Origin of the sequence: Arcobacter iocasae (assembly GCF_042214795.1) — a bacterium.
Classification (GTDB): domain Bacteria; phylum Campylobacterota; class Campylobacteria; order Campylobacterales; family Arcobacteraceae; genus Arcobacter; species Arcobacter iocasae.
Genome location: NZ_CP090177.1, coordinates 235,949 through 260,292 on the forward strand (window position 1 = coordinate 235,949; position 24,344 = coordinate 260,292).

Genomic DNA, 24,344 nt, shown 5'->3' on the forward strand with positions numbered 1-24,344 from the left:
AAACTAATAATTAAAGAATTATATTATTTAGTAATTAAACATAAATAGTATAGAATCTACTCACTATTGAAAAATCCAAAGGATAAAAGCATGAAATATCATATATCAAATGACTTTATAGAAATTTCAATAAAGGATTTAGGTGCAGAACTTTGTAGTTTAAAAAAGAAAAATGACTCCACTGAATATATTTGGCAAGGTGACGAAAAGTATTGGAATCGTCATGCTCCTATTTTATTTCCCATAGTTGGTAAGCTTTTAGATAATGAATACACTTATATGAATAAAACTTACAAAATGAGACAACATGGATTTGCCAGAGATAGAGTTTTTGAAGTTTTTACTAAAGAAGATGAGTATATTTGTTTTAAACTTAAAGATAGCACTGACACACTAGAAATATATCCCATTAACTTTGAGCTATATCTTGGCTATAGACTAATAAAAAACTCCCTTGAAATATCTTATAAAGTAGTAAACAAATCTCAACAAAAAATGTATTTTTCAATAGGTGCTCACCCTGCTTTTAATTGGCCTTTAGAAAAAGGAAATAAAAATGATTACTATTTTGAATTTGAAAATACAAAAGAATTAGAGAGATTACCTTTAACTGTAGATGGTATATCTCATCAAAAAGAGATATTAAATTTAGAAAATAATAAATTAGCTTTAGATGAAAAACTTTTTAAAGATGATGCCTTAGTTATACAAAATCTAAAAAACAAAACAATCACTTTTAAAAACTCTAAAGATGATAAAAGTATAAAGATGTCATTTGAGGGTTTTGATTATCTTGGACTTTGGTCAAAACCAAGCGGTGCGCCATTTATCTGTATAGAACCTTGGCATGGTATTGCTGATTTTATAGGTCACAATAAAAAACTTGAAAATAAAAAAGGAATAATCACTTTATCTAAAAACGAGATATTTGAAAGTAGTTATACTATTTCGGTATAACTTATACTCCAATATCTTCATTCCAGAGTTCTGGATTATTTTTTATAAATGATTCCATAAGATTACAGCACTCTTTATTATTGATAACTTCAACATCTACCCCTCTTGATTTTACATACTCTTCAGGTCCTTGAAATGTTTTGTTTTCACCAATAACAACTTTTGGTATTCCATAAAGTAAAACAGTTCCACTACACATATCACAAGGAGATAAAGTTGAATATAAGGTAGCTCTTTTATAATCACTTGCCTTTATGCGTCCTGCATTTTCTAAACAATCCATTTCAGCATGTAAAATAGCACTTCCATTTTGTACTCGTCTATTATGACCTCGTCCAACTATTTTTCCATCAATAACAAGTACTGAGCCAATAGGTATTCCACCCTCAGCCATACCTTTTTTTGCTTCTTCGATTGCTGCTTGTAAGAATTTGTCCATAGTATTGCCTTTTATATTCTAACTTTAGCAAGATAAATAGATGTTTTTCCCTCATGTGAAGAGTAATAACTTATCCATAAGATATCCTCTTCATAAACCATACCGGCATAACTTGTATCTCCACCTGATGGTAAGGTTAAAGCTTCTCTTAATTCTCCATTTTCATAATCAATCCAACATAAAGATGTTCTTGCACTTTGATTTCCATAAAGACGAACTGTAGCTAAAAACTTATCTTGCTTTTCCACATAAATCATCTTAGGTCCACCAATCGGAACATTTAAATCACTCCAAGACCATTCCTCATAAGGAAACTTAGAAAATCCAAGTACTGATGTATAACTTTGAGAATCTCGTCGTAAAAGTACATATAAATCTCCATTTTCTAAAAAGGCTAGAGAGCTTTCACTCCAAGAAGAGTTTTTAGTAGGGAAAAGTTTATCTTTTACTATTTTCCATTTTTTACCATCTTTTGTACTATATAAACAGCCTAGTTTATCTTTCCCTGTATATCCTATACTATATGCTGTCTTTTTATGCCAAGTTGTACTCCATCTCCAAGTTCCAAGACCTGTAGGACAAGTAAAAACTTCACTCCAATTTTTACCATCATCTGATAACCAAGTTACAGAACGAGTATTTAAGCCATCAATTGATTCAACTAATCGCACCCCAGCATTTAACATAAGTTCATTTTTAGGTGTAATTGAAAATTTACCATCGCGAACGTCACCGCCATCAAATCCCAATAGTGCAACAGAAGACCATTTTTTACCATTTAATGAGCGTATGACTCTTAGCTTTCCATCCATAGACATGTGTTCATCAGCTTCTCTAAAAGTACAATACCAATATTCACCAAATTTTATCAAATCTGTAAATGCATTATGAGGTGATTTATCCCATATTTTTTTGACTTCTAAAAACTCCATTTGTGATTCCTTATTTGTCTATATGTCTAATTTTTTATATTATATAGAAAAGAAGAAAAAAAGAAGATGAGTTGAGGAAGGCAAAGTTACCTTCCTTGTTTTAAATTTTGAATATTATTTATAAATAGTTTATTTCATATTTTGTTTTATATATTCTTTCTCTTTTAGTTCACTTACAATTTTTTGAGCAACTTCACGACCCCATTGTTGACCTGCCATCATTGATTCTTGCATTATTTGAGGTGTTTGTTTTATTAGTTTTTGTCCAGCTTCTGTTTTATAAAATTTATTTATAGCTTGGATATCTTCTTCATTTAAATATTTTTGATAAATAGGAATAGTTAACTCCACCATTTTATCCATATCAATTTCTTTTGTCATTTTATCCCAAAACTCTTCAGGTGCATCTGGTGCAAGTCTTTTCAAGTTTGGTAATAGTTGCTTCATAAATAAATTTCCTATATTTTTAGAACCTGATAAATCTATTAACTCTCTAACACTCTCTTCTTTTGCAGGACTTGCAAATAGTGTAGTTCCACACAAAAACATAACAACAATCGTACTTATAATTTTTTTCATTTTTTCTCCTAATTTTTTAATAATAATGTTATGGATTGTATTGGAAATAAACTTTGAGATAATTTATAACAACTAAAAATAATTTTTTTCTCTTGAAGAGGTAAATCTTTCCTCTTTCTTACTTTTTTTAAATAAAATAATATTGACAATTATTTTATTTAATGTTACAATTCTTATAATTAGATTAAAGGATTAATAATGATTATAGAAAATTCACAGGTTTCGCTCTATTCTAAAAATGATTTTACCCTTAAACAAGTACAAAATAGGTCTCTCGAAAATTCAATAAGTAGTAGTTATCAAAACAAAACCACCTATGAACATTCTGCAATAATCTCTACGAATAGTTCTACTGGAGACAATGATTCAGAGAAAAGTAGTGTTCAATCCAGCTTAAAAATAGAAACCTCTGATTCTATTATGATTCAAAATAATCGTGCGATATATAAGTATGAAGATCATCTCAGTTTAGAAGACCGCATTAAAAAAATTATGATTGAAATGCTGATACTGCGACTTGACCCAAAAATAGAAGCACTCCACTATCCCAATCAAACATCTACATCAGAACAATCTATTTCTGATTTTTCAAATCCTTATAACCCCCAACAAAAAACAAAAACAGTAATGACACTCGTTCAAACCCAAGAAGAGTACCATCAAAAACAGACCATTGATTTTTCTTCATCAGTTGCAATAAAAACACCGAACAATACCTATAATTTTAATATCGATATCTCTTTTTCAAAAGAATTACACGAATCACGAAATAGCAAATTGCTCACAGAGCAAAAGCTAGCCATTGATCCTTTGGTGATTAACTATGGTGAAGATGTAAATGCTTTTGATAACATAAGCAATCTGCATTTTATGTTCGATTTGGACAATGATGGAAGCACCGAGATGATCCCTCAACTTATGAAAGGAGCAGGATATCTAGCTTTGGATAAGAATCAAAATGGAAAAATTGACAATGGCAGTGAACTGTTTGGACCAAATACCAACGATGGATTTGCAGAATTAAGACAATACGACAGCGATGGAAATAACTGGATAGATGAAAATGATGCCGTTTTTGACAAACTAAAAATATGGAGTATTGATGAGCGAGGACAACACTCTTTAGTCTCACTGCTTGATAAAAATGTAGGTGCCATTTATTTGGGAGATGTTCAAAGTGGATTTAAGTATCAAACTGCCATCAATGAAACCACTGCCGTGCAAAAAAGCAATGGAATCTTTGTGAAAAATGATGGTTCAGGGGCAGGAGTTGTAAACTCCATTGATATAATTGCCTAAAGCTAAGTTTGCCTTTTGATAGTTAATCAGAGGAAAAATATTTTGGAAAATAAATATATTGAAGAATTAGACTTAAATGAGTTAAAAAAATGATGACTCTTTTTTGTCATAAAAAATTTATTAATGACTTCAAAAAAGCAAACTTATCAAAAACAATGGTAAAAAATATTTTGTATCATAAATTAGATTGGAAATATACTTTATGATAATTTATAATTGATAAAAATAATTTTTATTCTCTTGAAGAACAAGTTCTTCGCTTTCTCACTTTTTAATTGTAAAAAGTAAGACAAAAAGCAACCAGACGAGTTGATGAAGGCAAAGCTACCCTACAGTTATATATTTATTTCCTGCCCTGCAAAACTCGCTAAAGAGTGCATTTAGCACTCTTCTTAACGCTCAAACAGTTTCGGGCGTTACCGAAAATAAACATCTAACTTTCGGCTTCATCAAAGTCTGGGAAGAAAAAAAGTTCAAACTATCATATGTAAATTTAAAAATGCAAAATTAGGGTTCTAAACAAATCAAAAATGCAAATATCCTTATCCCACCTTTGGTTCCAACATTCGGCTCCTGCATCTGTAGCAATATTATTTGGTGTCAAAATATTACTTTATAAATTCACAGTTAGAATTGTAATGGATTTCTTTCTGCCTTTGATGAAGCTAAGATTTTAGGCTTTATTTTCGGTGAAAAGTGAGAATATGTTTGAGCGTGAAGAAAGAGTGCTAAATACACTCTTTTAGCGAGTCTTCGAACGCAGAAAAGAAAGACTAAAAGCTTAGGAAGCTTCGCCTTCATCAATTCGGCAGTCTTTTTTGCTTACTTTTTTGAGATTAAAAAGTAAGAAAAGCAAATACCGTCAGGTGTTCATGAGAATAAAGAAATAAATTTATATTCTGTTCTAGATTTTTGTAATCTAACATTTGTCGTCAGCGATAATTTTTCCGATGGGTAAATTATTGTGTTCCATGTTTTTGTTAGGTGTACGCTTAAGCCAACCGTCGGAAGGTATGTCCATGCCCTCTTCCTTAGCGAAATCAGGGTCAACCCATACAGATAGAATCTGATCTTCATCTAATTCTATTTCCTCAGGTTCAATACACCCTGAAATAAACTCATCCCAATTTTTCGAAATTAAAATTAAGTCATCTGTTTCATGATCCAAAAAAAATATTTCGCTATTTCTTATTGTGAATATGTTTCCACAACTATCATATGCAAAAGGCTCACCACAATTTTTTACCGAAAATCCATTTGGTAAAGCACCACTAAAAGATTCAGCTATTCCATAGGATTCTCCACTTAAAGGTGAAGTAAATTCTTTATCTAAAATTTTCGATATATCCATAATTATGTCACCTAACGGTTGAAGTAAGCCAATAAATTCCCCAGAGCGTAATTTATTGGCTCCATTGATTTGTTATGTATTATACCACTTACCGTCCCATAGAAAATAGTATATAAACTTATCTAGTAAGGTAAATATTTTGTCTTCGCCAATGGTATCAATGATTTTTGTCGGTATTGATATTCCATATAAGTTTTCATTAATAAGAAATAACTCTGAATTTTCAATTACAGTATTTAAAATAGAATATATTTCATTTTCATTTGTATCTTTTAGAATAATTTGTAAACCCATTATATTTTGAACTCCAATATTGCTATATCTGATAACTCATCTATAATTTTAGATTGAAAATCATCAGCTACATTTTGACCTCTTAAATCATAGATTAAACGACAAATATTGATATGACTTGGCAAATGTGATTTACCATAATTAATACGAGATTTATTATATTGGATACTTAATTCAAGTTGCTCGATTGATTCTATATTATGATTTGCAACCAAAATAAACTCATTATTAGTTTCATCTATTATTTCAGGTGTAAACATCGTTGACCTTTTATACATAACTATTTAATTAATCATATATTCTATATAACTTATACTTAAAATGATTAATGTCTATACATTTTAAATATTTGTTATTAAATATTTCACAAAACCTATTAATAACTTATTTTACTAATTCTATAATTAATAAAATAACAAATTGCAATATTTTAAAACCCCACCAACTTTTTATGCTAAAGTACAAAAAATTAAACAAAAATAATATAAAATCCCCTTGTGATTATAAGGAAAAAATATGGCTAAGAAAAAAACAACTCTTTTTGAGTGTCAGCACTGTGGAGAACAAGCTACCAAATGGATGGGAAAATGTCCATCTTGTGGAGGTTGGGATAGCTTTGTTGAACTCAATACCGAACAACAAGAAGTATTAAAACAAACATCAAAAATAATAAACACAACATCAAAAGCAAGACCAATAACCCAAATAGAACAAGATGACATCATCAGATTTTCATCAAATAACCATGAATTTGATTTAGTCTTAGGTGGAGGAATAGTTCCTGGAAGCCTTACACTTATAGGTGGAAGTCCAGGAGTTGGTAAATCAACCCTACTTTTAAAAGTAGCAGGTGACATCTCACAATCAGGTAAAAAAGTTCTTTATGTCTCGGGTGAAGAGAGTATGGGACAAATAAAACTTCGAGCAAATAGACTTGATGCAAATAGTGATAACCTTTATTTATTATCTGAAATCAAACTAGAAGAGATACAAGAAGAACTATTAAGACAAAATTATGAAGCAGTAGTAATTGACTCTATTCAAACTATCTATTCTAGTTCACTCACCTCTGCTCCTGGTTCTGTTTCACAAGTAAGAGAGATAACATTTGAACTTATGCGTAAAGCAAAAGAATCTGATATCGCTATGTTTATCATAGGACATATCACAAAAGATGGAAGCATAGCAGGACCTAGAGTTTTAGAACACATGGTTGATACAGTTTTATACTTTGAAGGAGAATCATCAAAAGAACTTAGAATGCTAAGGGGCTTTAAAAATAGATTTGGAAGTACGAGTGAGATAGGTATCTTTGAGATGACAGCTGAAGGACTTATAAGTGCTAAAGACATAGCCTCTAAGTTTTTTGATAAAAGTAAACCCCAAAGTGGTTCTGCTTTGACTGTGGTTATGGAAGGAAGCCGAGCACTTATTATAGAAGTACAAGCCTTAGTTTGTGAAAGTACTTATCCAAACCCAAAACGAAGTGCTACAGGATTTGATGTAAATAGATTAAACATGCTTTTAGCCCTACTTGAAAAGAAACTTGATTTACCTCTAAATCACTATGATGTATTTATAAATATAAGTGGTGGTATTAAGATAAAAGAGAGTTCTGCTGATTTGGCTGTGATTGCTTCGATTATTAGTTCATTTAGGGATAGACCTATTTCAAAAGAGTCAGTATTTATTGGTGAAGTTTCACTTACAGGTGAGATAAAAGATGTATATTCTATAGATATGAGACTAAAAGAGGCTAGTGCGCAAGGTGTTACAAAAGCAATAGTTGCTCAAAAAACAAATTTAAAAACAAAATTAAAAATCTTCCCAGTGGATGAAGTGGTAAAAATGATTGAGCTATTTTAATAGCTCAAATCTTTTTACTTCCCTACTCTTTTATTAGCCCCACTCATAAGCCTATCTTTTGTCACTATTGCTCTTGTATGAGTACCAGTTCCTATTACTCCACCAGAATCAACAACTTCTAAACTAAACTTATAAAGTTTTCCTTCCATACCTTCAAAAGTTGCAGTTGAAATAGCTGTATCACCACTAAGTGTTGGGGCTAGATGTTTTATATTTACTTCAACTCCAACAGATAATTGACCCTCTTCTAAAAATGGTATTAAGATTTTTGCAGCCGAACACTCCATTAGTGCTACCATTCTAGCTGTTGCAAATACTTCTGGAAAATTATCTTCAGGTGAGATTTGTAAGTTTTTTGCTAAATCTTTATCTTCTACTTTAAATTCAATACTAGATTTTGCTCCAATTTCTAATTCCATATTTTTACTCCTTTGATTTTTTATATTTTATATTTTATTTACTTAAAGACAAAAAATGTCCTTTATTTACTAATTTGACTAATTTAGCTATAATCCGCCAAAAATAAATGGATAAAGATGATTGACTTTGATAATCAAACAAAAATTGATATAGATATAAGCTCATTGGAAATAATAAAAAATGAACTAAGTCCAAAAGATATTGAACTAATACTTGTATACAATGATGAAATACAAACTTTAAATAAAGAGCATAGAAATATAGATAAAGCAACGGATGTACTTAGCTTCCCTCTTGACTATGATATGCCAAATATGCCCTTAGGTTCTATTGTCATTTCTGTTGATTTTGTGGAAGATAAAGCTAAAGAGTATAATCACAGTTTTTTAGATGAATTAACACTTCTTTTCATCCATGGTATGCTTCATTTATTGGGTTATGATCATGAAGTTGATAATGGTGAACATAGAGAAAAAGAAGAAGAATTAATCAAAAAATACAATCTTCCGAAAAGTTTAATTGTAAGGAATTCATAAATGGATATTTTAATTTTTATTATTTCAATGACAGCTTTAATCTTTGGAGCTGATTTTATAATACAACAAAGTGAAAAAATTGCACTACATTATAAAATCTCACCTTTTGTTATTGGAGCTACCTTGGTTGCCGTTGGTACTAGTTTACCAGAAATGGCTGTATCCATATCTGCTTCATTAAAAGGAAGTCCTGACATTGCTGTTGCAAATGTAATTGGAAGTACTATTTTTAATATTTCTTTAGTATTAGGTTCAGTATTTTTATTAGCCAAAAAAATAATTCCAGATAGAGACCTTTTTGCCAAAGATTCGGCTTGGTCATTATTTCCTATTTTTGTTTTTATACTTATGAGTATAGATGGAAAGTTAACTTTTTTTGATGGTATTTTATTCTTACTATTAATGTGTGCCTTCTTACTTTTTCTAATCTCTTCAAATCAAGTAGATGCAATAGATGAAGAATTAAAAAAAGAACCTTTTGGATGGGGAAAATCAGGACTATTTCTAGCTATAGGTTTTATTTTAACAATAGGTGGAGCTGATTTTGCAATTGATAGTGCTACAAATATTGCAAGAAGTTTTGGTATAAGTGAATGGTTAATTGGACTGTTTTTAGTAGCTTTTGGTACAAGTTTACCGGAACTTACTATTTCGATAAAAGCAGCACTTAATAATCAAGCTGATTTAGCAATCGGAAATATTATAGGTTCTAATGTTGCTAATTTTACGATGGTATTAGGATTATCTGCAATGGTTAATCCATTGAATGTTAATTTAAGTGCAAACTTATTTGATATAGTGGCAGCTTTGATTTTATCAATAATGTTAGTATTTATTACTGCTAATAAAATGTATAATAAAAGTGCGGGTATTGCATTGTTAATTGTATTTGCATTAGTGGTACAAAATAGCTTTTTTTAAGCTATTTTGCACATTGTGAACATACACCTGTAAAAACTACATTTGCATGTTTTACATTAAATTTACTTTGAGATTCTAATTCTTTTAAAACACTAGAAGTATCTATAATTATATCTTCGATTTTTTTACACTTTTCACAAACTAAATGAGAGTGTTCCTCTTTTATCAGTTCATAAACAGATTTTTCATTAGGTATTTTTACCTCAGATATAAAAAACTTCTCTACCATCGAATTTACATTTTTATAAATCGTTGCTAGTGAAATTGAAGGGAACTTACTTAACATACTTGCATAAAGTTCATCAATATTTATATGACCTTTGTGATAAAGTTCTTCAACTATAGCTATTCTTTGAGGTGTTACTTTCAAATTAAACTCTTTTAATAATCTACTAGAATTTTCCATGACGCCTCCTTTATAATATATGTATAATAGTTTTATACTAATACTCGAATAGTAGTATAAGTAAGATAAACTTTAGTTAAAGAAAATAATTATTCTTTAACTATTATTTTAAATTAAGAATGAAAATCAAAATTTATACTTTTATTATTAATAAAAACTATCAAAAGAAAATAATTATCCTTTAAGCTATATTCTATTAGAATTCTCAAAGGAAAAAAATTATCCACAAAATAAAAAAGGAATTAAAATGAAAAATTTAACAAAACAATTAAAAGTTATCCAAGCAAGTTCTCTTGTAATGTTTACAAAAGTACATAACTACCATTGGAATATAAAAGGTATGCAGTTCTTTCCAATACATGAAATGACTGAAAAAATTTATGGTGAATTTAGTTCAATATATGATGATACAGCAGAAAGATTATTACAATTAGGAGATAAACCAATTGTGTTATTAGGTGAATTATCAAAAACATCAATTATAAAAGAAGATGAAAAAACTGATTTTGATGCAAAATATGTATTAGAAAATATATTAGCTGACTTTGAAATATTTATGTCAGAATTTAAAAAACTATCAACATTGGCAAATGAAAACAACGATAATACTACTGTTGCATTTGCAGATGAAAATGTTGCACATTTAGAAAAAAGCATCTGGATGATAAAAGCAACACTTAACTAATTCTTGCATTTAAGTTTGGATGAAATATAATCTTTAAATGATTAAATTCATCTAAAACTTATATATAAGGAAAAATAATGAGACAACACGAATCTTATAAATGTAATAAATGTGGAAATATAATAGAAGTATCAAATGTTGGTGGAGGAACTCTATCTTGCTGTGGCGAAGAGATGGCCTGTATTACGACTGATTTAACATCAGTCGTTCTAATGAAAGCTTTTGCAGGTGAATCAATGGCTAGAAATAAATATGAATATTATGCAAAAGTTGCCCAAAAAGAGGGATACAGAGATATTGCTGAACACTTCCAAAGAGCTGCCAATAATGAAAAAATGCATGCTAAACTAGAATATAAAGCTTACAATGTTTTAAATTATGATAGAGAGTTTGCTAATACAAGTGAAAATCTTCAACTTGCAGCTGATGGTGAAAATTACGAAAATACAACTATGTATCCAGACTTTGCAAAAATTGCAAAAGAAGAAGGTCATAAAGATATCGCAAGAATGTTAGAAATGATTGGTAAAATCGAAATAGAACATGAAAATATGTACAAAAGTTTAAAACAAAGACTTGATTCTGGTGCTGAATATGTTAGCGAAGATGAAGAGGAAGAGTGGATTTGTGAAGTTTGTGGACATGTTCATAGAGGTAAAAAAGCTCTTAAAATGTGCCCTGTATGTAAACACCCTCAAGAGTATCAATCAAGATTAAACTCTAAAAAATAAAATCTTATTTTAGGTTATTTGTTAAGTTCAAATAACCTAAATCTCAACATAATCTAATAGTATAAACTATATAATCCCTTATGATAATAAGAACTATATTTCTAATATTTTTTACATATAACCTAACTCTTGCAAAAGATTTTACAGTAGCTTCTTATAATGTGGAAAATTTCTTTGATTTAAAATATGACAAAACAGAATATAAAGAGTTTATTCCAAATACTAAATCAAACTGGAATCAAACGACATATAACACAAAACTAAAGCACATAGTAAAAGTAATAAAGGACTTAGATAAAGATGTTATTGCTTTACAAGAAGTAGAATCAAAACAAGCCTTTGATAACCTTTCGAAAAAATTACCCCAATACAAATATTCAATTTTCAAAAAATACAAAACTTCAAGCATAGGACTTGGAATACTAAGTAAATATGAAATAACAAATTATGAACTTATTGATGTAAAACACTCAAAAGTAAATCGCCCTATTTTAAAAGTAACATTAAATATAGATAATCACAAATTTATCATTTTTAATAATCATTGGCCCTCAAAAAGAAAGCAAGAGAGCCAAAGAGTTTTATATGCTCAAGCTATAGAAGATTATATAAAAAATTTAAATGAAGATGTTGATTATGTTATTTTAGGAGATTTAAATTCAAATTACAATGAATTTGAAACTTTCAAATACTCAAAACTAAATAATACTTATGATTTAACAGGTATAAATGATGTTTTAAATACCTCAATAAAAGGCAAGTTTATCTCTAAAAATAATATTTTAAATTATGATAAAAAAGTACATTACAATCTATGGTTAGAGTTAAATTATAATCAAAGATTTTCTTATAAATTTAGGGGTGAAAATGAGACTCCTGATAATATTGTTTTACCAAAAGCTTTATTTGATGATAAAAATATCTCCTATGTAAATGATAGCTTTCAAGTCTTTAAACCAGAATATTTAATAAAAAATGGAAGAATATTTAGATGGAAAATAAAAAATAATATTCATCAAAACAGAGGTTTTTCTGATCATTTGCCTATTTATGCAACATTTACAACAGACAAAGTAAAAAAACAAATACCAGTAAAAGCTGATTTGATAAGTGAACTTTACAGTAAAAACAATCTCTCTTTTCCTATCCTCTTATCTGATATAAACTTAGTGTATAAAACAGATAATGTAGCCATCATAAAACAAAAAAATGACCGAGCAATATTTGTTTACAAAGATGTATCAAAATTAGAATATGACAAAAATTACACCATAAAAATAAATCAAACTAAAAGATTCAATGGACTATTAGAAATAAATGATTTCCAAATATTAGATGGACAAGAAGATATGCTAGATAAAAAATCTCTTTTTTTAGATGCTTCTAAATATGATATATTGGAAAATAAGTTTCAAAATGAAGTTATAAGCAACATCTCAGGGCTTATGCATAACAACTATTTAAACTATATTTTTAAAAATGAAAAAAGAAAAATAAGAGTTTATGCAAAGAATAAAGAACTTTTACCAAAAAATGGGCAAAAAATTACTATAATAAACGCTCATTTAGGTTTTTATAAATCAAAACCACAAATAATACTCTATAAAAAAAGTGACTATAAATATGCTGATTAAATCTATTTTTACAAATAGTAGTGGAATTTTAGTATCAAGAATCTTGGGCTTTGTAAGAGATTTACTTACTGCTTCTATTTTAGGAGCAAATATATATTCTGATATATTTTTTGTAGCTTTCAAACTACCAAACCTGTTTAGAAGAATCTTCGCAGAAGGTGCTTTTACACAAGCTTTTATTCCAGCATATGCAAAAACAAAACAAAAAATAAGATTTACTAGTGCCATATTTTTACAATTTTTAGCTCTTATTTTATTTCTTTCACTTTTAGTCTCCCTATTTTCAAAGTTTATCACACATGTTATAGCTTTAGGGTTTGATACTAAAACTGTAGATTTAGCAGCACCCCTTGTGGCAATAAACTTTTACTATTTGCCTATGATATTTATAGTTACATTTATGGCTGCTCTTTTACAGTATAAACATCACTTTGCTACTACTGCTTTTTCAACAGCCCTATTAAATCTAGCACTAATAGCAGCACTTCTTTTATCAAAAGACTTAGGAAAATATGAGATAACATATTACATGTCTTATGGTGTTTTAGTTGGTGGATTATTACAAATTTTAGTACATCTTATTGCTATAAAAAAGAAAAACTTACTTAAAGTTTTTACTTTCAATAAAATAAACATAAGTGAAAATAAATTTTACAAAAACTTTGTAAGTGCTACAGTAGGAAGTTCAACTTCACATATCTCTGCATTTTTAGATACTTGGTTAGCCTCATTTTTAGTAACTGGCTCTATTTCTTATTTATACTATGCAAATAGAGTTTTTCAGCTTCCTTTAGCACTTTTTGCAATAGCAACTTCAACTGCACTTTTTCCTATGATTGCACGAGCTATTAAAAATAAAGATGAAGATAATGCCTTAAGACTAATGCGAAAATCAACTATAATATTAACAGCTTTACTAGCCTGCTCAACTCTTATAGGAATTGTTTTTGATAAATTTATAGTTCAATTACTTTTCCAAAGAGGTGCATTCACAAGTGCAGATACTACAAATACAGCTTTGATACTTAGTATGTATTTAATAGGACTTATTCCCTTTGGAATAGCAAAGATATTTTCCCTTTGGTTATACTCACATGAAAAGCAATTTTTAGCTGCAAAAATCTCTATGAAAGCACTTGGCTTTAATATAGTTTTTTCACTTCTTTTAATCACCCCTTATGGAGCAGCAGGATTAGCTTTTGCTTCCACTTTAAGTGGATTTATTCTATTTTTTCTTACAATAAAAGAGTTTGGATTTATAAAATTTAAACAACTTATTTTTAGCAAATAAAAATTTTAGCTTTTTATTAAATATTTTAGATATAATCTGCCTTTATCACAAAAGATTTCAGGAATTTAATGAGACAATTTTTTAAACAATATATACCTTATTATAAAAATTATATTTTAAAATTTTTCTACGCTTTTATTGGTATGGCACTAGTTGCTGGTGGTACTAGTGGAAGTGCTTATGTTATCAAACCACTACTTGATGAAATATTTATAGCAAAAAATGCTGAGATGTTACATACTATTCCCTTTATGGTTATTGGATTATACTTTGCAAAAGGCTTTGGAGGTTATATTCAAGCCTATTATATCTCTTATATTGGACAAGATATTGTAAGAATTGTTAGGGACAAACTCTTAGCCCATGTATTAACCTTAGATATCGATTTTTTTCAAAAAAAACATGGTGGAGAACTAATCTCACGAATTACAAATGATATAAATAGAATCCAGGCAGCAGTTTCAAGTCAAATAGCTGAGATTATTCGAGAGGGCCTTACTATTATTGCTTTAATTGGAGTTGTTATATACCAAAGTGCTGAATTAGCATTTTATGGTTTAGTTGTACTTCCAATGGCAATTTATCCCCTTACTGTGTTGGCTAAAAAGATGAAAAAACTATCTTTTAGGTCACAAGAATCAAACTCTGATATTACTACAAATTTAAGTGAGACTTTTAATAACATAGAGATAATTAAAGCAAATTCAACAGAGTTTTTAGAAGCTAAAAAATTTCAAGCTCATAATAAAAATTTTTTTAATATAAATATAAAATCAGTAAAAACAAATGAACTAGTGTCTCCTATAATGGAAACATTAGGTGCTATTGCTATTGCTGTTGTAATTATTGTAGGTGGAAGAGAAGTGATACAAGGAGAACTAACTGTTGGTTCTTTTTTCTCTTTTATGACAGCCCTTTTTATGCTTTATACTCCAATAAAAAGATTATCAAGTTTATACAATAAAATGCAAGATGCCCTAGCAGCTAGTGAAAGAGTTAATGAAATATTTAATACTAAAGCTACTATTTTAACTGGAAATGATGAATTCCCTACAAAAATACAAACAGTTGAATTTAAAAATACTCAGTTAAAATATGATGACTTCACTGCTTTAAATGGCATTAATTTAAAAGCCTCAAGGGGTGAAAAAATTGCTTTAGTTGGAGATAGTGGGGGAGGTAAATCTTCATTGGTAAATCTAATCATTAGATTTTATGAAATAAGTGAAGGTGAAATCCTTTTTAATGATAAATCAATAAAAAATATTGATATAAAATCACTTAGAGACCAAATATCAATTGTCACACAAAGAGTATATATTTTTAATGATACAATCTCTGAAAATGTAGCCTATGGACAAGAGCTTGATGAACAAAAAGTTATTGATGCACTTAAACAAGCACATGCTTATAATTTTGTAATGTCACTTGAAAATGGAGTTCATACAAAACTAGATGAATTTGGGACAAACCTAAGTGGAGGTCAAAGACAAAGAATAGCAATAGCTAGAGCTTTATATAAAAACCCACAAATACTTATTTTAGATGAAGCAACTTCAGCCCTGGATAATGAAAGTGAATCTATTATTTCAGAAGTTATTGATGAAGTTAGTAAAGACAAAATCACATTTGTAATAGCACATAGATTAAGTACTATAAAAAGCGCAGATAGAATTGCTGTGTTTCAAGGTGGGAAAATAGTTTGTCAAGGTAATGAAGAGCAATTATTGAATAATTGTAAAGAGTATCAAAGACTTCATAACCTAGCAAATATTTAATAAAGAAATATTTACAAAGTTTTAGATAAAATAATTGATTAAAAAAAGGAAAAATTTGTTTAGCTATAACACATTAAAAAAAGTATTATTTAAATTTCAGCCAGAAACTGCACATCACCTTGCTGAATTTGGACTAACAAAATTGCCTTATTGCCGAAGTTTAAATAACTATATGGTTAATAAAAACTTTATATTTGACCATAAATTATCTCAAGATATTTTAGGCATAACTTTTAAAAATCCTGTTGGTTTAGCTGCTGGATTTGACAAAAATGCTACGATGATAGAATCAATGATGGCTTTAGGCTTTGGTTACACAGAAATTGGAACGATGACTCCAAGAGCACAAGATGGAAATCCAAAACCTAGAATGTTTAGATATCCAGAACAAAAAACAGTTCAAAATGCCATGGGATTTAATAATAAAGGTTCATACGATGTAGCTAAAAACCTTAGAAAAGTTTTTCCTTATGTGATTCCAGTGGGTGCAAATATCGGTAAGAATAAAACAACACCTGAAAATATGGCATTGAGTGATTATAAGATTTTAATAAATAAATTTAAAGATATTAGTGATTATTTAGTTATAAATATATCTAGTCCAAATACACCAAATCTTAGAGATTTACAAAATGAGAAGTTTATAACAGAACTTTTTACTATGGGAAAAGAACTTACTGATAAACCTATATTTTTAAAAATAGCTCCAGATATGGAAGCTAAAACTGCAATAGACTTATGCAAAACTGCTGTAAAAGCAGGAGCTGCTGGGATTATTGCTACAAATACAACTATTGATTATGATTTACTTCCAGGATGTCAAAGCTTTGGTGGACTAAGTGGTGCTGTTTTATGCGAAAAATCATATGAATTATTTAAAGAAATAGCAAAAGAGTTATTTGGGAAAACTATTTTAATATCTGTTGGTGGTATTTCAACACCTGAAGATGCTTATAGAAGAATCAAAGCAGGTGCTTCACTTATCCAAGTATATTCTGGACTTATATTTGAAGGTCCAGCAATGGTTAGAAAAATAAATGAAGGAATTTTAAAACTGCTTGAAGAAGATGGTTTTTCAAACATTAATCAAGCAATTGGTGCTGATTTAAAAAAATAAAGAGGATTAATAAGTGATTAAATTGATATTGATACAATTCTCACTTCTATTTATATTCGCAGGAGAATTAATGAGTAATAGCTTACCAAAATATTTTACAAAAACTTTAGACAATGGATTACAAATAGTTGTAATACCTATGAAAAATGGTTCAAATGTTGTTTCAACAGACATTTTTTATAAAGTTGGAAGTAGAAATGAAGTTATGGGAAAAAGTGGAATAGCACATATGCTTGAACACCTAAACTTTAAATCAACAAAAAACCTAAAAGCTGGTGAATTTGATGAGATAGTAAAAGGATTTGGTGGAGTAAATAATGCTTCTACTTCATTTGATTTTACACACTATTATATAAAATCAAGTTCAAAAAACATGGGTAAATCATTAAAGCTTTTTGCAGATTTGATGGAAAACTTAACATTAAAAGATAAAGAGTTCCAACCTGAGAGAAATGTAGTAGCAGAAGAGAGAAGATGGAGAACAGATAATAATCCAATGGGATATTTACAATACAGACTTTTCAATAATGCCTATATTTATCACCCATATCATTGGACTCCAATTGGATTTACAGATGACATTAAAAATTGGACAATAAAAGATATTAGAGATTTTCATAGTACTTATTATCAACCAAAAAATGCAATTGTAGTACTTGCGGGAGATATATCTAAAGATGATGCTTTTAAATCAGTTAAAAAATATTTTAAAGATATAAAAAATAAAAAAGATATCCCATCAAAAGTTTATACAGTTGAACCTAAACAAGATGGTGCAAAAAGAATTATAATAAATAAAGATTCCCAAGTTCAAATGTTAGCTATGGCATATCATATACCTAACTTTGAAAATAAAGACCAAATAGCCCTATCAGCTCTTAGTGAGCTTTTAAGTTCTGGAAAAAGTTCTATTTTAGAAAAAAGACTAATAGATGAAAAAAGATTGGTAAATTCAGTATATGCATATAATATTGAACTAAAAGATCCTGGATTATTTATATTTATGGCAACCTGTAATGAAGGTGTAAAAGCCCAAGATGTTGAGAAAGAGATATTAGAAATAATAAAAGAGATAAAAGAGGGAAAAATTTCACAAGAAGATTTAGAAAAAATAAAAATAAATACAAAAGCTGATTTTATTTTTTCACTTGAAAGCTCTAGTTCTGTAGCTTCATTATATGGAAGTTATTTTGTTAAAGATAATATTAAACCTCTATTTTCATATGAAGAAAACATTCAAAACTTAAAAATAAAAGATATTGTAAAAGTTGCAAAAAAATATTTACAAGAAGACAATTCAACAACTTTAATTTTAAGAAAGGATGAGAAGGGTGGATTACAAGATAAGTAAAACAAACTTTGGTGAAAAGCCTCATTATGAGCTACCTAAACCTTTGTTTTATAAAGAATTGGGAGAAGATGGTCTAATTAAGCTTTTTAATAACTTCTATGATTTATTAGTAGAAAGTGACATCTCTAACTTTTTCCCTCAAGATGAAAAAGAGTTAGAAAAGGTCAAGTCTCATAATGTGAAGTTTTTTATAGAAGCTTGTGGCGGTCCAAAGTATTATTCAGATGAAGTGGGTCACTTTGATATGATAAAAGCTCATAAGCCTTTTTCAATAACTGAAAAAGCAAGAACAGAATGGCTTGGTTGTATGCAAGATGTACTAAAAGATGTTAAAATTTCAGAAGAAGCGAAAAAAAGTTTTTGGGAATATTTAGAAAGATTTTCAAAACATACAGTAAATGTAGATACTGGAATCAAATTACCAGAAGATATAGTAAAAGTATAAAGGAAGTAAATGAATATAATTACCGGAGCAATGACGGCATTAATCACTCCATTTAAAAATGGAAGAGTTGATGCTACTTGCTATGAATATTTAATCAAAAGACAAATAGCACAAGGTATAGATGCAGTGGTACCTGTTGGAACAACAGGAGAAAGTGCCACTTTATCACATAATGAACATAAAGAGTGTATTGAAATTGCAGTTTCAGTTTGTAAAGGAACAAATGTAAAAGTTATAGCAGGAGCTGGTTCTAATGCTACACATGAAGCTTGTGATATAGCAAAACATGCACAAAATGTTGGAGCTGATGGAATATTATCTGTTGCTCCATATTATAACAAACCTATGCAAGAAGGACTTTATCAACACTACAAAGCAATTGCCGAGTCTGTTGAAATTCCAGTTATGCTTTATAATGTTCCAGGAAGAACTGGAGTAGATATTGAAGCAGATACTGCAATTAGATTATTTGATGATATTAAAAATATCTATGCAATCAAAGAAGCAACAGGAAGTCTAGAGCGAGCAATTGAATTAAATGCAAAAAGAGCTGACTTTTGTGTAGTTTCGGGTGATGATCTTATTGACTTCCCAATGCTTGCAAATGGTGGGAAAGGTATTATTTCAGTTACTGCAAATTTACTTCCTAATTACAAAAGTAAATTAGTAAAAAGTGTATTTGAAGGTGATTATGAAACAGGAAGAGCTATAAATAATGAACTATATGCACTAAATAAACTTATGTTTTGTGAAAACAACCCAATCCCAATCAAAGCGGCTATGTATATTGCTGGATTAATGGATACATTAGAGTATAGATTACCACTTACAAAACCAAGCTTAGAAAATATGAAAAAAATTGAAGAAATAATTAAAAATTATGAGGTAATAAAATAATGAGTAGTGAGATGAAGGGAAAAACATTAGTAATTTCTGGTGGAACAAAAGGTATTGGAAAAGAGTGTGTTTACAAATTTGCAAGTAATGGTATTAATGTAGCTTTTACATATAATTCAAACAAACAGTTTGCAGAAGATATTTGTAAAGATGTAGAAGAAAAATATGGTGTAAAATGTAAAGCATACCCTTTTAATATCTTAGAACCAGAAAAATATAAAGAATTATTTTTAGAAATCGATAAAGATTTTGATAGAGTTGATTTCTTTATCTCTAATGCTATGATTTATGGACGAGCAGTTGTTGGTGGATATGGTAAATTTATGAAACTAAAACCAAGAGGATTAAATAATATCTATACAGCAACAGTAAATGCTTTTGTTTGTGGTGCACAACAAGCTGCAAAAAGAATGCAACAAATTGGTGGTGGAGCAATAGTTAGTTTAAGTAGTACAGGAAATTTAGTATATATTGAAAACTATGCAGGTCATGGTACAAATAAAGCTGCTGTTGAAGCTATGGTTAAATATGCTGCAAATGAACTTGGTGAATATGGTATTAGAGTAAATGCAGTTTCTGGTGGTCCAATTGATACAGATGCGCTAAAAGCATTTACAAACTATGAAGAAGTAAAAGCAAAAACTGCTGAATACTCTCCATTAAATAGAATTGGTCAACCTCAAGACTTAGCACAATCATGTTATTTCTTATGTACAAGTGATGCATCATGGATTACAGGTCATACTCTAATCGTAGATGGTGGGACAACATTTAGATAATGACAAAAAAATTAAATCTGCCTAATGCCTTAGCACTTTTAAGAATAGCATTAGCACCATTAATGTTGTGGTTTTTAGTTGATAGAGATTCAGCAATCTTTTCTACTTGGCATCCCTCTTGGCTTGATTATTTTGCTGGACTTATTTTTGTAATAGCTTCAGTTACAGACTTTTTTGATGGATATATAGCAAGATCTTGGAATCAAATAACAAAACTTGGTGGTATATTAGATCCTCTTGCAGATAAAATGCTTATGCTTGCAGGATTTGTAGGGCTTGTAGCTATAAATAGAGCAAGTGCATGGGCTATATTTTTAATACTTTCAAGGGAGTTTTTTATAACAGGACTTAGAGTTGTTGCAATTGGTGAAGGCAAAGATGTAGCCTCAACAATGGCAGGAAAAATAAAAACCGTAGTTCAAATGATTGCTATTGGTTTTTTAATTATGAATTGGCCTTTTGGAACTGAGTTACTTTGGTTTGCAGTTATATTAACACTATATTCAGGATATGAATATATAAGAGACTATTTTAAAAACTAAAGGATATTTGTGGGTACTATAACTTTTTTACTTGTTCTTTCATTTTTGGTATTTTTCCATGAATTAGGACACTTTTTAGCAGCACGATACTTTGGAATAAAAGTGGAAGTATTCTCAATAGGTTTTGGAAAAAAACTTTTTTCTAAACAGTGGATGGGAACATCTTGGCAGTTTGCATTAATCCCTCTTGGTGGTTATGTTAAAATGAAAGGCCAAGATGATACAAAACCAGGTCTTGTAGAAGCGGGAAATGATTCATATAACAACAAAAAGCCTTGGCAAAGAATTATAATACTTTTTGCTGGTCCTTTTGCTAACTTTGTACTTGCAGCTATTTTATATTTTACAATTGCAATGATTGGGGCAAATGCTTTAAGTCCGACAATTGGTCAAGTTGTAGCTAATTCACCTGCTGCAAAAGCTGGATTAAAAGTAAATGATGAAATTTTAAGAATAAATAATACAGATGTAAAACAGTGGAATGAAGTTGGAAAATATATTGTACAGTCAAAAGGTGCTCTTCAATTTTATATTAAAAGAGATGGTGCAGTTATTACAAGAATCATAAACCCACATATAAGTGATAGTGAAAATATATTTAAAGAAAAAATCAAAAAAAGAATGATAGGTATTGCCCCTGCTCCAAAAGTAGTAAAATTAAATTTATCTCCAATTGAAGCCTTAGGTTTTGCCTATGATACAACTGTAGAATCATCAAAAATGATTTTTAAAGGTGTTCAAAAATTAATACAAGGTGTAATTCCAAGTAGTGAAGTTGGTGGAGTAATAACAATTGGAAAAGTAATTTCAGAAGCTAGTCAATCAAGTATTATTGCATTATTAACAATTACAGCTCTTATTTCAGTGAACTTAGGAGTTTTAAACCTTCTTCCAATACCAGCCCTTGATGGTGGGCATATTATGTTTAACCTTTATGAAATAATTGCAAGAAGAAAACCAAGTGATAAAGTATTTATGTACTTGACTGTTGTAGGATGGGTAATTCTTGGTTCTCTTATGCTTTTGGGTATTTATAACGATATCAGTAGATTATTAAAGTAGGAGAATAAATGTTAACAAAACAGTTAGCTGTAGAAAATTTAGACAAATTAATAGAAAGAGTTGAGGCTGCAAGACTTCAAGTTTCTCATCATCACATAGTAAAAATCATAGCTATTAGCAAATATAGCCAATCAGAAGAAGTAGCAACTTTGTATGGTGCAGGTCAAAGAGCTTATGGTGAGAATAAAGTGCAAGATTTAAAAGATAAAATGGAAAAACTTGAAGAGTTACCATTGGAATGGCATTTTGTTGGAAGACTTCAAAAAAATAAAATCAATAATTTGATTGATTTAAATCCAACATTGATTCAATCAATTGACTCTTTAGAATTAGCAATTGAACTTAACAAAAAACTAGAAGCAAAGAATAAAAAGATAAATGCCCTACTTCAAATAAACTCAGCTTATGAAGAATCAAAAGCCGGTGTTATACCAGAAGAGGCAATTGAAGTTTATAAAAAGATAATTGATACTTGTCCAAATATAACTTTAAAAGGTGTTATGAGCATTGGGGCTCATGTTGAAGATGAAGATATTATAAAAAAATCTTTTGAAACAACTAAGAAAATCTTTGATGAATTAGCACCATTTGGAGCAAAATATTGTTCTATGGGGATGAGTGGAGATTTTGAATTAGCTATTGCATGTGGTTCAAATATGATTCGAGTAGGTTCAAGTCTATTTAAATAGACTTGAGTTACATTTTCTTATTTTTTATACTTAGAAATGATTTTATAACACACTTCATTCTCTCTTCTATATCACTACCATCTTCATCCATATAATCTGTTTGTATTTTGTAAACTATTTTTTTATCAATTTTAAATTCAAATACTAAATATCCAGCAAAAAAGTTAGATTTTGAACCTTTTTTATTTTTATCTTTTTTATCATTTTCCGAAATATAATAATCAATCAAAACTTTTTTATCTGTGTTTACTATTTTCTCTTTTGGGATATATTTTATTAAAATAGAATCTGCTTTTTTTACATCATAGAATTCTTTTAAAATAGAAGGCATAAAAACTGAATAATTTATCTCTGATTTGATTATATAATTATCTGATAGGAGTAAATCTTGGGCAAGTGATATTTTTCCAGGTGAATAAATTGATTCAAAAGTTACAGTTTTTTCTTGGCACTCTACCCTTTTACTTTTAGGATCATTTTTTGTCATATTTTCAAATATTCCATATGCAAAAAATAAGATAATAGTAGAAATTGTTAAAACTAATATTTTATTCATAAAAAACCCTATGTATTTAAATAAGGTTAATTATAAGAGTTTATTGTTAATTTAATGTTAAAAAATCTATAAGTTTTACTTATATTATAGATTCACCTAACATGCCAATTATAAATCCAAAGTTTACACCAATAGCAATTAATTTTCTTTTTTTATATTGCAATAATGGTGCAATATCTTGAAAGATAATATACATAATTCCACCCGCTGAAAAAAGCATCAAAGAAGAAGTAATCAAAATCTTATCTTCTAAAAATACATAACCTAATAGGGAAAAGATGAGTCCAACAAAACTTAAAATAAATAGTATTAAAAGTGCTTTATAAGATGAGTGTTTTAGTTTTTTTAGCTCAGTATATGAATTAAATGATTCTGGTAAGTTTTGTAAGGCTATAAAAATAGAAAGTAAAACTCCAACTTTATGGTTATAAACAAATACAGCACCTAAAGCTATAGATTCTGGAATAAAATCCAACAACATAGCTATTACTTGTGGTATTTTATATCTGTACTTTTCAATTAACTTATCAAAAAAGAAAAAAGAAAGTCCACCTAAAATAAAAAGTGAAGTACTTAGTAAAACAGGCAATTCTAACATCCCATCAGGGACTAAAACAAAAGAGATAGCAGAAAGCATTATTCCTGTTGAAAAAGCTATTAAGTAGTGAATAATAAGCTCTTTTAACTCTTTATTATGTACTCTATTTTCAAAATAGTATGAAATCAAACCACCAATAAAAACTGTAGAACCAGCTAATAGAGAAAATAGAATAATTTCATAAATCAT

Annotated in this window: 28 protein-coding genes; 18 read left to right on the forward strand and 10 right to left on the reverse strand. The window is 29.0% G+C overall.

Features of this window, described 5'->3' with window-relative positions; translation table 11 throughout:
• Nucleotides 1-90 precede the first annotated feature (90 nt).
• Nucleotides 91-957, forward strand: a complete 867-nt coding sequence (locus tag LXN10_RS01215; protein WP_375724145.1) for an aldose 1-epimerase family protein — start codon at nucleotides 91-93, stop codon at nucleotides 955-957.
• Between the two features lies 1 nt (nucleotide 958).
• Here LXN10_RS01215 and LXN10_RS01220 read toward each other — a convergent pair whose 3' ends face one another.
• The 3 genes from LXN10_RS01220 to LXN10_RS01230 form a co-directional block, all read right to left on the reverse strand.
• Nucleotides 959-1,396 (reverse strand): nucleoside deaminase, encoded by a 438-nt coding sequence (locus LXN10_RS01220; RefSeq protein ID WP_375724146.1) that lies wholly within the window; start codon nucleotides 1,394-1,396, stop codon nucleotides 959-961.
• Between the two features lie 11 nt (nucleotides 1,397-1,407).
• Nucleotides 1,408-2,328, reverse strand: a complete 921-nt coding sequence (locus LXN10_RS01225) for a sialidase family protein (RefSeq protein WP_375724147.1) — start codon at nucleotides 2,326-2,328, stop codon at nucleotides 1,408-1,410.
• Nucleotides 2,329-2,457: 129 nt separating this feature from the next.
• Entirely contained in the window at nucleotides 2,458-2,907 is a 450-nt protein-coding gene (locus LXN10_RS01230) for a DUF2059 domain-containing protein (protein ID WP_375724148.1), read from the reverse strand.
• 198 nt (nucleotides 2,908-3,105) lie between these two features.
• On the opposite strand from LXN10_RS01230, the gene LXN10_RS01235 reads away from it, so the two are divergent.
• Nucleotides 3,106-4,206, forward strand: a complete 1,101-nt coding sequence (locus LXN10_RS01235) for a hypothetical protein (protein ID WP_375724149.1) — start codon at nucleotides 3,106-3,108, stop codon at nucleotides 4,204-4,206.
• Nucleotides 4,207-5,125: 919 nt separating this feature from the next.
• Here the strand turns inward: LXN10_RS01235 and LXN10_RS01240 are convergent.
• From LXN10_RS01240 to LXN10_RS01250, 3 genes are all read right to left on the reverse strand, one after another.
• Nucleotides 5,126-5,557: a hypothetical protein gene (locus tag LXN10_RS01240; RefSeq protein WP_375724150.1), complete on the reverse strand. Its 432-nt coding sequence runs from the start codon at nucleotides 5,555-5,557 to the stop codon at nucleotides 5,126-5,128.
• Between the two features lie 72 nt (nucleotides 5,558-5,629).
• The gene (locus LXN10_RS01245) at nucleotides 5,630-5,851 is read right to left on the reverse strand and encodes a hypothetical protein (protein ID WP_375724151.1); all 222 of its coding nucleotides are present in this window, start codon (nucleotides 5,849-5,851) and stop codon (nucleotides 5,630-5,632) included.
• Nucleotides 5,851-6,111: a hypothetical protein gene (locus tag LXN10_RS01250; protein WP_375724152.1), complete on the reverse strand. Its 261-nt coding sequence runs from the start codon at nucleotides 6,109-6,111 to the stop codon at nucleotides 5,851-5,853. The genes LXN10_RS01245 and LXN10_RS01250 overlap by 1 nt, the downstream gene beginning before the upstream one ends.
• 256 nt (nucleotides 6,112-6,367) lie before the next feature.
• Between LXN10_RS01250 and radA the strand changes: the two genes are divergently transcribed.
• Complete coding sequence (radA, locus tag LXN10_RS01255; RefSeq protein WP_375724153.1) at nucleotides 6,368-7,717, forward strand: DNA repair protein RadA; 1,350 nt, start codon at nucleotides 6,368-6,370, stop codon at nucleotides 7,715-7,717.
• 14 nt (nucleotides 7,718-7,731) lie between these two features.
• On the opposite strand, the gene LXN10_RS01260 is transcribed toward radA, so the two are convergent.
• Entirely contained in the window at nucleotides 7,732-8,136 is a 405-nt protein-coding gene (locus LXN10_RS01260; protein WP_375724154.1) for a thioesterase family protein, read from the reverse strand.
• Nucleotides 8,137-8,253: 117 nt separating this feature from the next.
• Between LXN10_RS01260 and ybeY the strand changes: the two genes are divergently transcribed.
• Together ybeY and LXN10_RS01270 are read left to right on the forward strand one after the other, a co-directional pair.
• Nucleotides 8,254-8,673 carry an rRNA maturation RNase YbeY gene (ybeY, locus tag LXN10_RS01265; RefSeq protein WP_375724155.1) on the forward strand — a complete coding sequence of 140 codons (420 nt, stop codon included), beginning with the start codon at nucleotides 8,254-8,256 and terminating at the stop codon, nucleotides 8,671-8,673.
• Nucleotides 8,674-9,594: a calcium/sodium antiporter gene (locus tag LXN10_RS01270; RefSeq protein ID WP_375724156.1), complete on the forward strand. Its 921-nt coding sequence runs from the start codon at nucleotides 8,674-8,676 to the stop codon at nucleotides 9,592-9,594.
• A gap of 1 nt (nucleotide 9,595) precedes the next feature.
• On the opposite strand, the gene LXN10_RS01275 is transcribed toward LXN10_RS01270, so the two are convergent.
• Nucleotides 9,596-10,000 (reverse strand): Fur family transcriptional regulator, encoded by a 405-nt coding sequence (locus LXN10_RS01275; protein WP_375724157.1) that lies wholly within the window; start codon nucleotides 9,998-10,000, stop codon nucleotides 9,596-9,598.
• Nucleotides 10,001-10,247: 247 nt separating this feature from the next.
• Between LXN10_RS01275 and LXN10_RS01280 the strand changes: the two genes are divergently transcribed.
• The 13 genes from LXN10_RS01280 (at nucleotide 10,248) to LXN10_RS01340 (ending at nucleotide 23,001) form a co-directional block, all read left to right on the forward strand.
• Complete coding sequence (locus tag LXN10_RS01280) at nucleotides 10,248-10,685, forward strand: Dps family protein (RefSeq protein WP_013135918.1); 438 nt, start codon at nucleotides 10,248-10,250, stop codon at nucleotides 10,683-10,685.
• A 77-nt stretch (nucleotides 10,686-10,762) separates the two neighbouring features.
• Entirely contained in the window at nucleotides 10,763-11,416 is a 654-nt protein-coding gene (locus tag LXN10_RS01285) for a ferritin family protein (protein ID WP_375724158.1), read from the forward strand.
• 80 nt (nucleotides 11,417-11,496) lie between these two features.
• The gene (locus LXN10_RS01290; RefSeq protein WP_375724159.1) at nucleotides 11,497-13,050 is read left to right on the forward strand and encodes an endonuclease/exonuclease/phosphatase family protein; all 1,554 of its coding nucleotides are present in this window, start codon (nucleotides 11,497-11,499) and stop codon (nucleotides 13,048-13,050) included.
• The gene (murJ, locus tag LXN10_RS01295) at nucleotides 13,040-14,341 is read left to right on the forward strand and encodes a murein biosynthesis integral membrane protein MurJ (protein ID WP_375724160.1); all 1,302 of its coding nucleotides are present in this window, start codon (nucleotides 13,040-13,042) and stop codon (nucleotides 14,339-14,341) included. Before LXN10_RS01290 ends, murJ begins: the two co-directional genes overlap by 11 nt.
• Before the next feature lie 68 nt (nucleotides 14,342-14,409).
• Nucleotides 14,410-16,119 carry an ABC transporter ATP-binding protein gene (locus tag LXN10_RS01300; protein ID WP_375724161.1) on the forward strand — a complete coding sequence of 570 codons (1,710 nt, stop codon included), beginning with the start codon at nucleotides 14,410-14,412 and terminating at the stop codon, nucleotides 16,117-16,119.
• Between the two features lie 55 nt (nucleotides 16,120-16,174).
• Complete coding sequence (locus LXN10_RS01305; RefSeq protein ID WP_375724162.1) at nucleotides 16,175-17,236, forward strand: quinone-dependent dihydroorotate dehydrogenase; 1,062 nt, start codon at nucleotides 16,175-16,177, stop codon at nucleotides 17,234-17,236.
• A gap of 70 nt (nucleotides 17,237-17,306) precedes the next feature.
• Nucleotides 17,307-18,587, forward strand: coding sequence for a M16 family metallopeptidase (locus LXN10_RS01310; protein WP_375724163.1), 1,281 nt, complete (start codon nucleotides 17,307-17,309; stop codon nucleotides 18,585-18,587).
• Nucleotides 18,559-19,032, forward strand: coding sequence for a globin (locus LXN10_RS01315; RefSeq protein ID WP_375724164.1), 474 nt, complete (start codon nucleotides 18,559-18,561; stop codon nucleotides 19,030-19,032). The genes LXN10_RS01310 and LXN10_RS01315 overlap by 29 nt, the downstream gene beginning before the upstream one ends.
• A 9-nt stretch (nucleotides 19,033-19,041) precedes the next feature.
• Complete coding sequence (dapA, locus tag LXN10_RS01320; protein ID WP_375724165.1) at nucleotides 19,042-19,929, forward strand: 4-hydroxy-tetrahydrodipicolinate synthase; 888 nt, start codon at nucleotides 19,042-19,044, stop codon at nucleotides 19,927-19,929.
• Nucleotides 19,929-20,708 (forward strand): enoyl-ACP reductase, encoded by a 780-nt coding sequence (locus tag LXN10_RS01325; RefSeq protein WP_375724166.1) that lies wholly within the window; start codon nucleotides 19,929-19,931, stop codon nucleotides 20,706-20,708. Before dapA ends, LXN10_RS01325 begins: the two co-directional genes overlap by 1 nt.
• A complete protein-coding gene (gene pgsA / locus LXN10_RS01330) occupies nucleotides 20,708-21,250 on the forward strand; it encodes a CDP-diacylglycerol--glycerol-3-phosphate 3-phosphatidyltransferase (RefSeq protein WP_375724167.1) in 543 nt (180 codons plus the stop codon). The genes LXN10_RS01325 and pgsA overlap by 1 nt, the downstream gene beginning before the upstream one ends.
• A gap of 9 nt (nucleotides 21,251-21,259) precedes the next feature.
• Nucleotides 21,260-22,312 carry an RIP metalloprotease RseP gene (gene rseP, locus LXN10_RS01335; protein WP_375724168.1) on the forward strand — a complete coding sequence of 351 codons (1,053 nt, stop codon included), beginning with the start codon at nucleotides 21,260-21,262 and terminating at the stop codon, nucleotides 22,310-22,312.
• An 8-nt stretch (nucleotides 22,313-22,320) separates the two neighbouring features.
• Nucleotides 22,321-23,001, forward strand: a complete 681-nt coding sequence (locus LXN10_RS01340) for a YggS family pyridoxal phosphate-dependent enzyme (protein WP_375724169.1) — start codon at nucleotides 22,321-22,323, stop codon at nucleotides 22,999-23,001.
• A gap of 7 nt (nucleotides 23,002-23,008) precedes the next feature.
• On the opposite strand, the gene LXN10_RS01345 is transcribed toward LXN10_RS01340, so the two are convergent.
• Both LXN10_RS01345 and LXN10_RS01350 read right to left on the reverse strand, forming a co-directional pair.
• Nucleotides 23,009-23,557: a hypothetical protein gene (locus LXN10_RS01345; RefSeq protein WP_375724170.1), complete on the reverse strand. Its 549-nt coding sequence runs from the start codon at nucleotides 23,555-23,557 to the stop codon at nucleotides 23,009-23,011.
• Nucleotides 23,558-23,636: 79 nt separating this feature from the next.
• Nucleotides 23,637-24,344, reverse strand: coding sequence for a ZIP family metal transporter (locus LXN10_RS01350; RefSeq protein WP_375724171.1), 708 nt, complete (start codon nucleotides 24,342-24,344; stop codon nucleotides 23,637-23,639).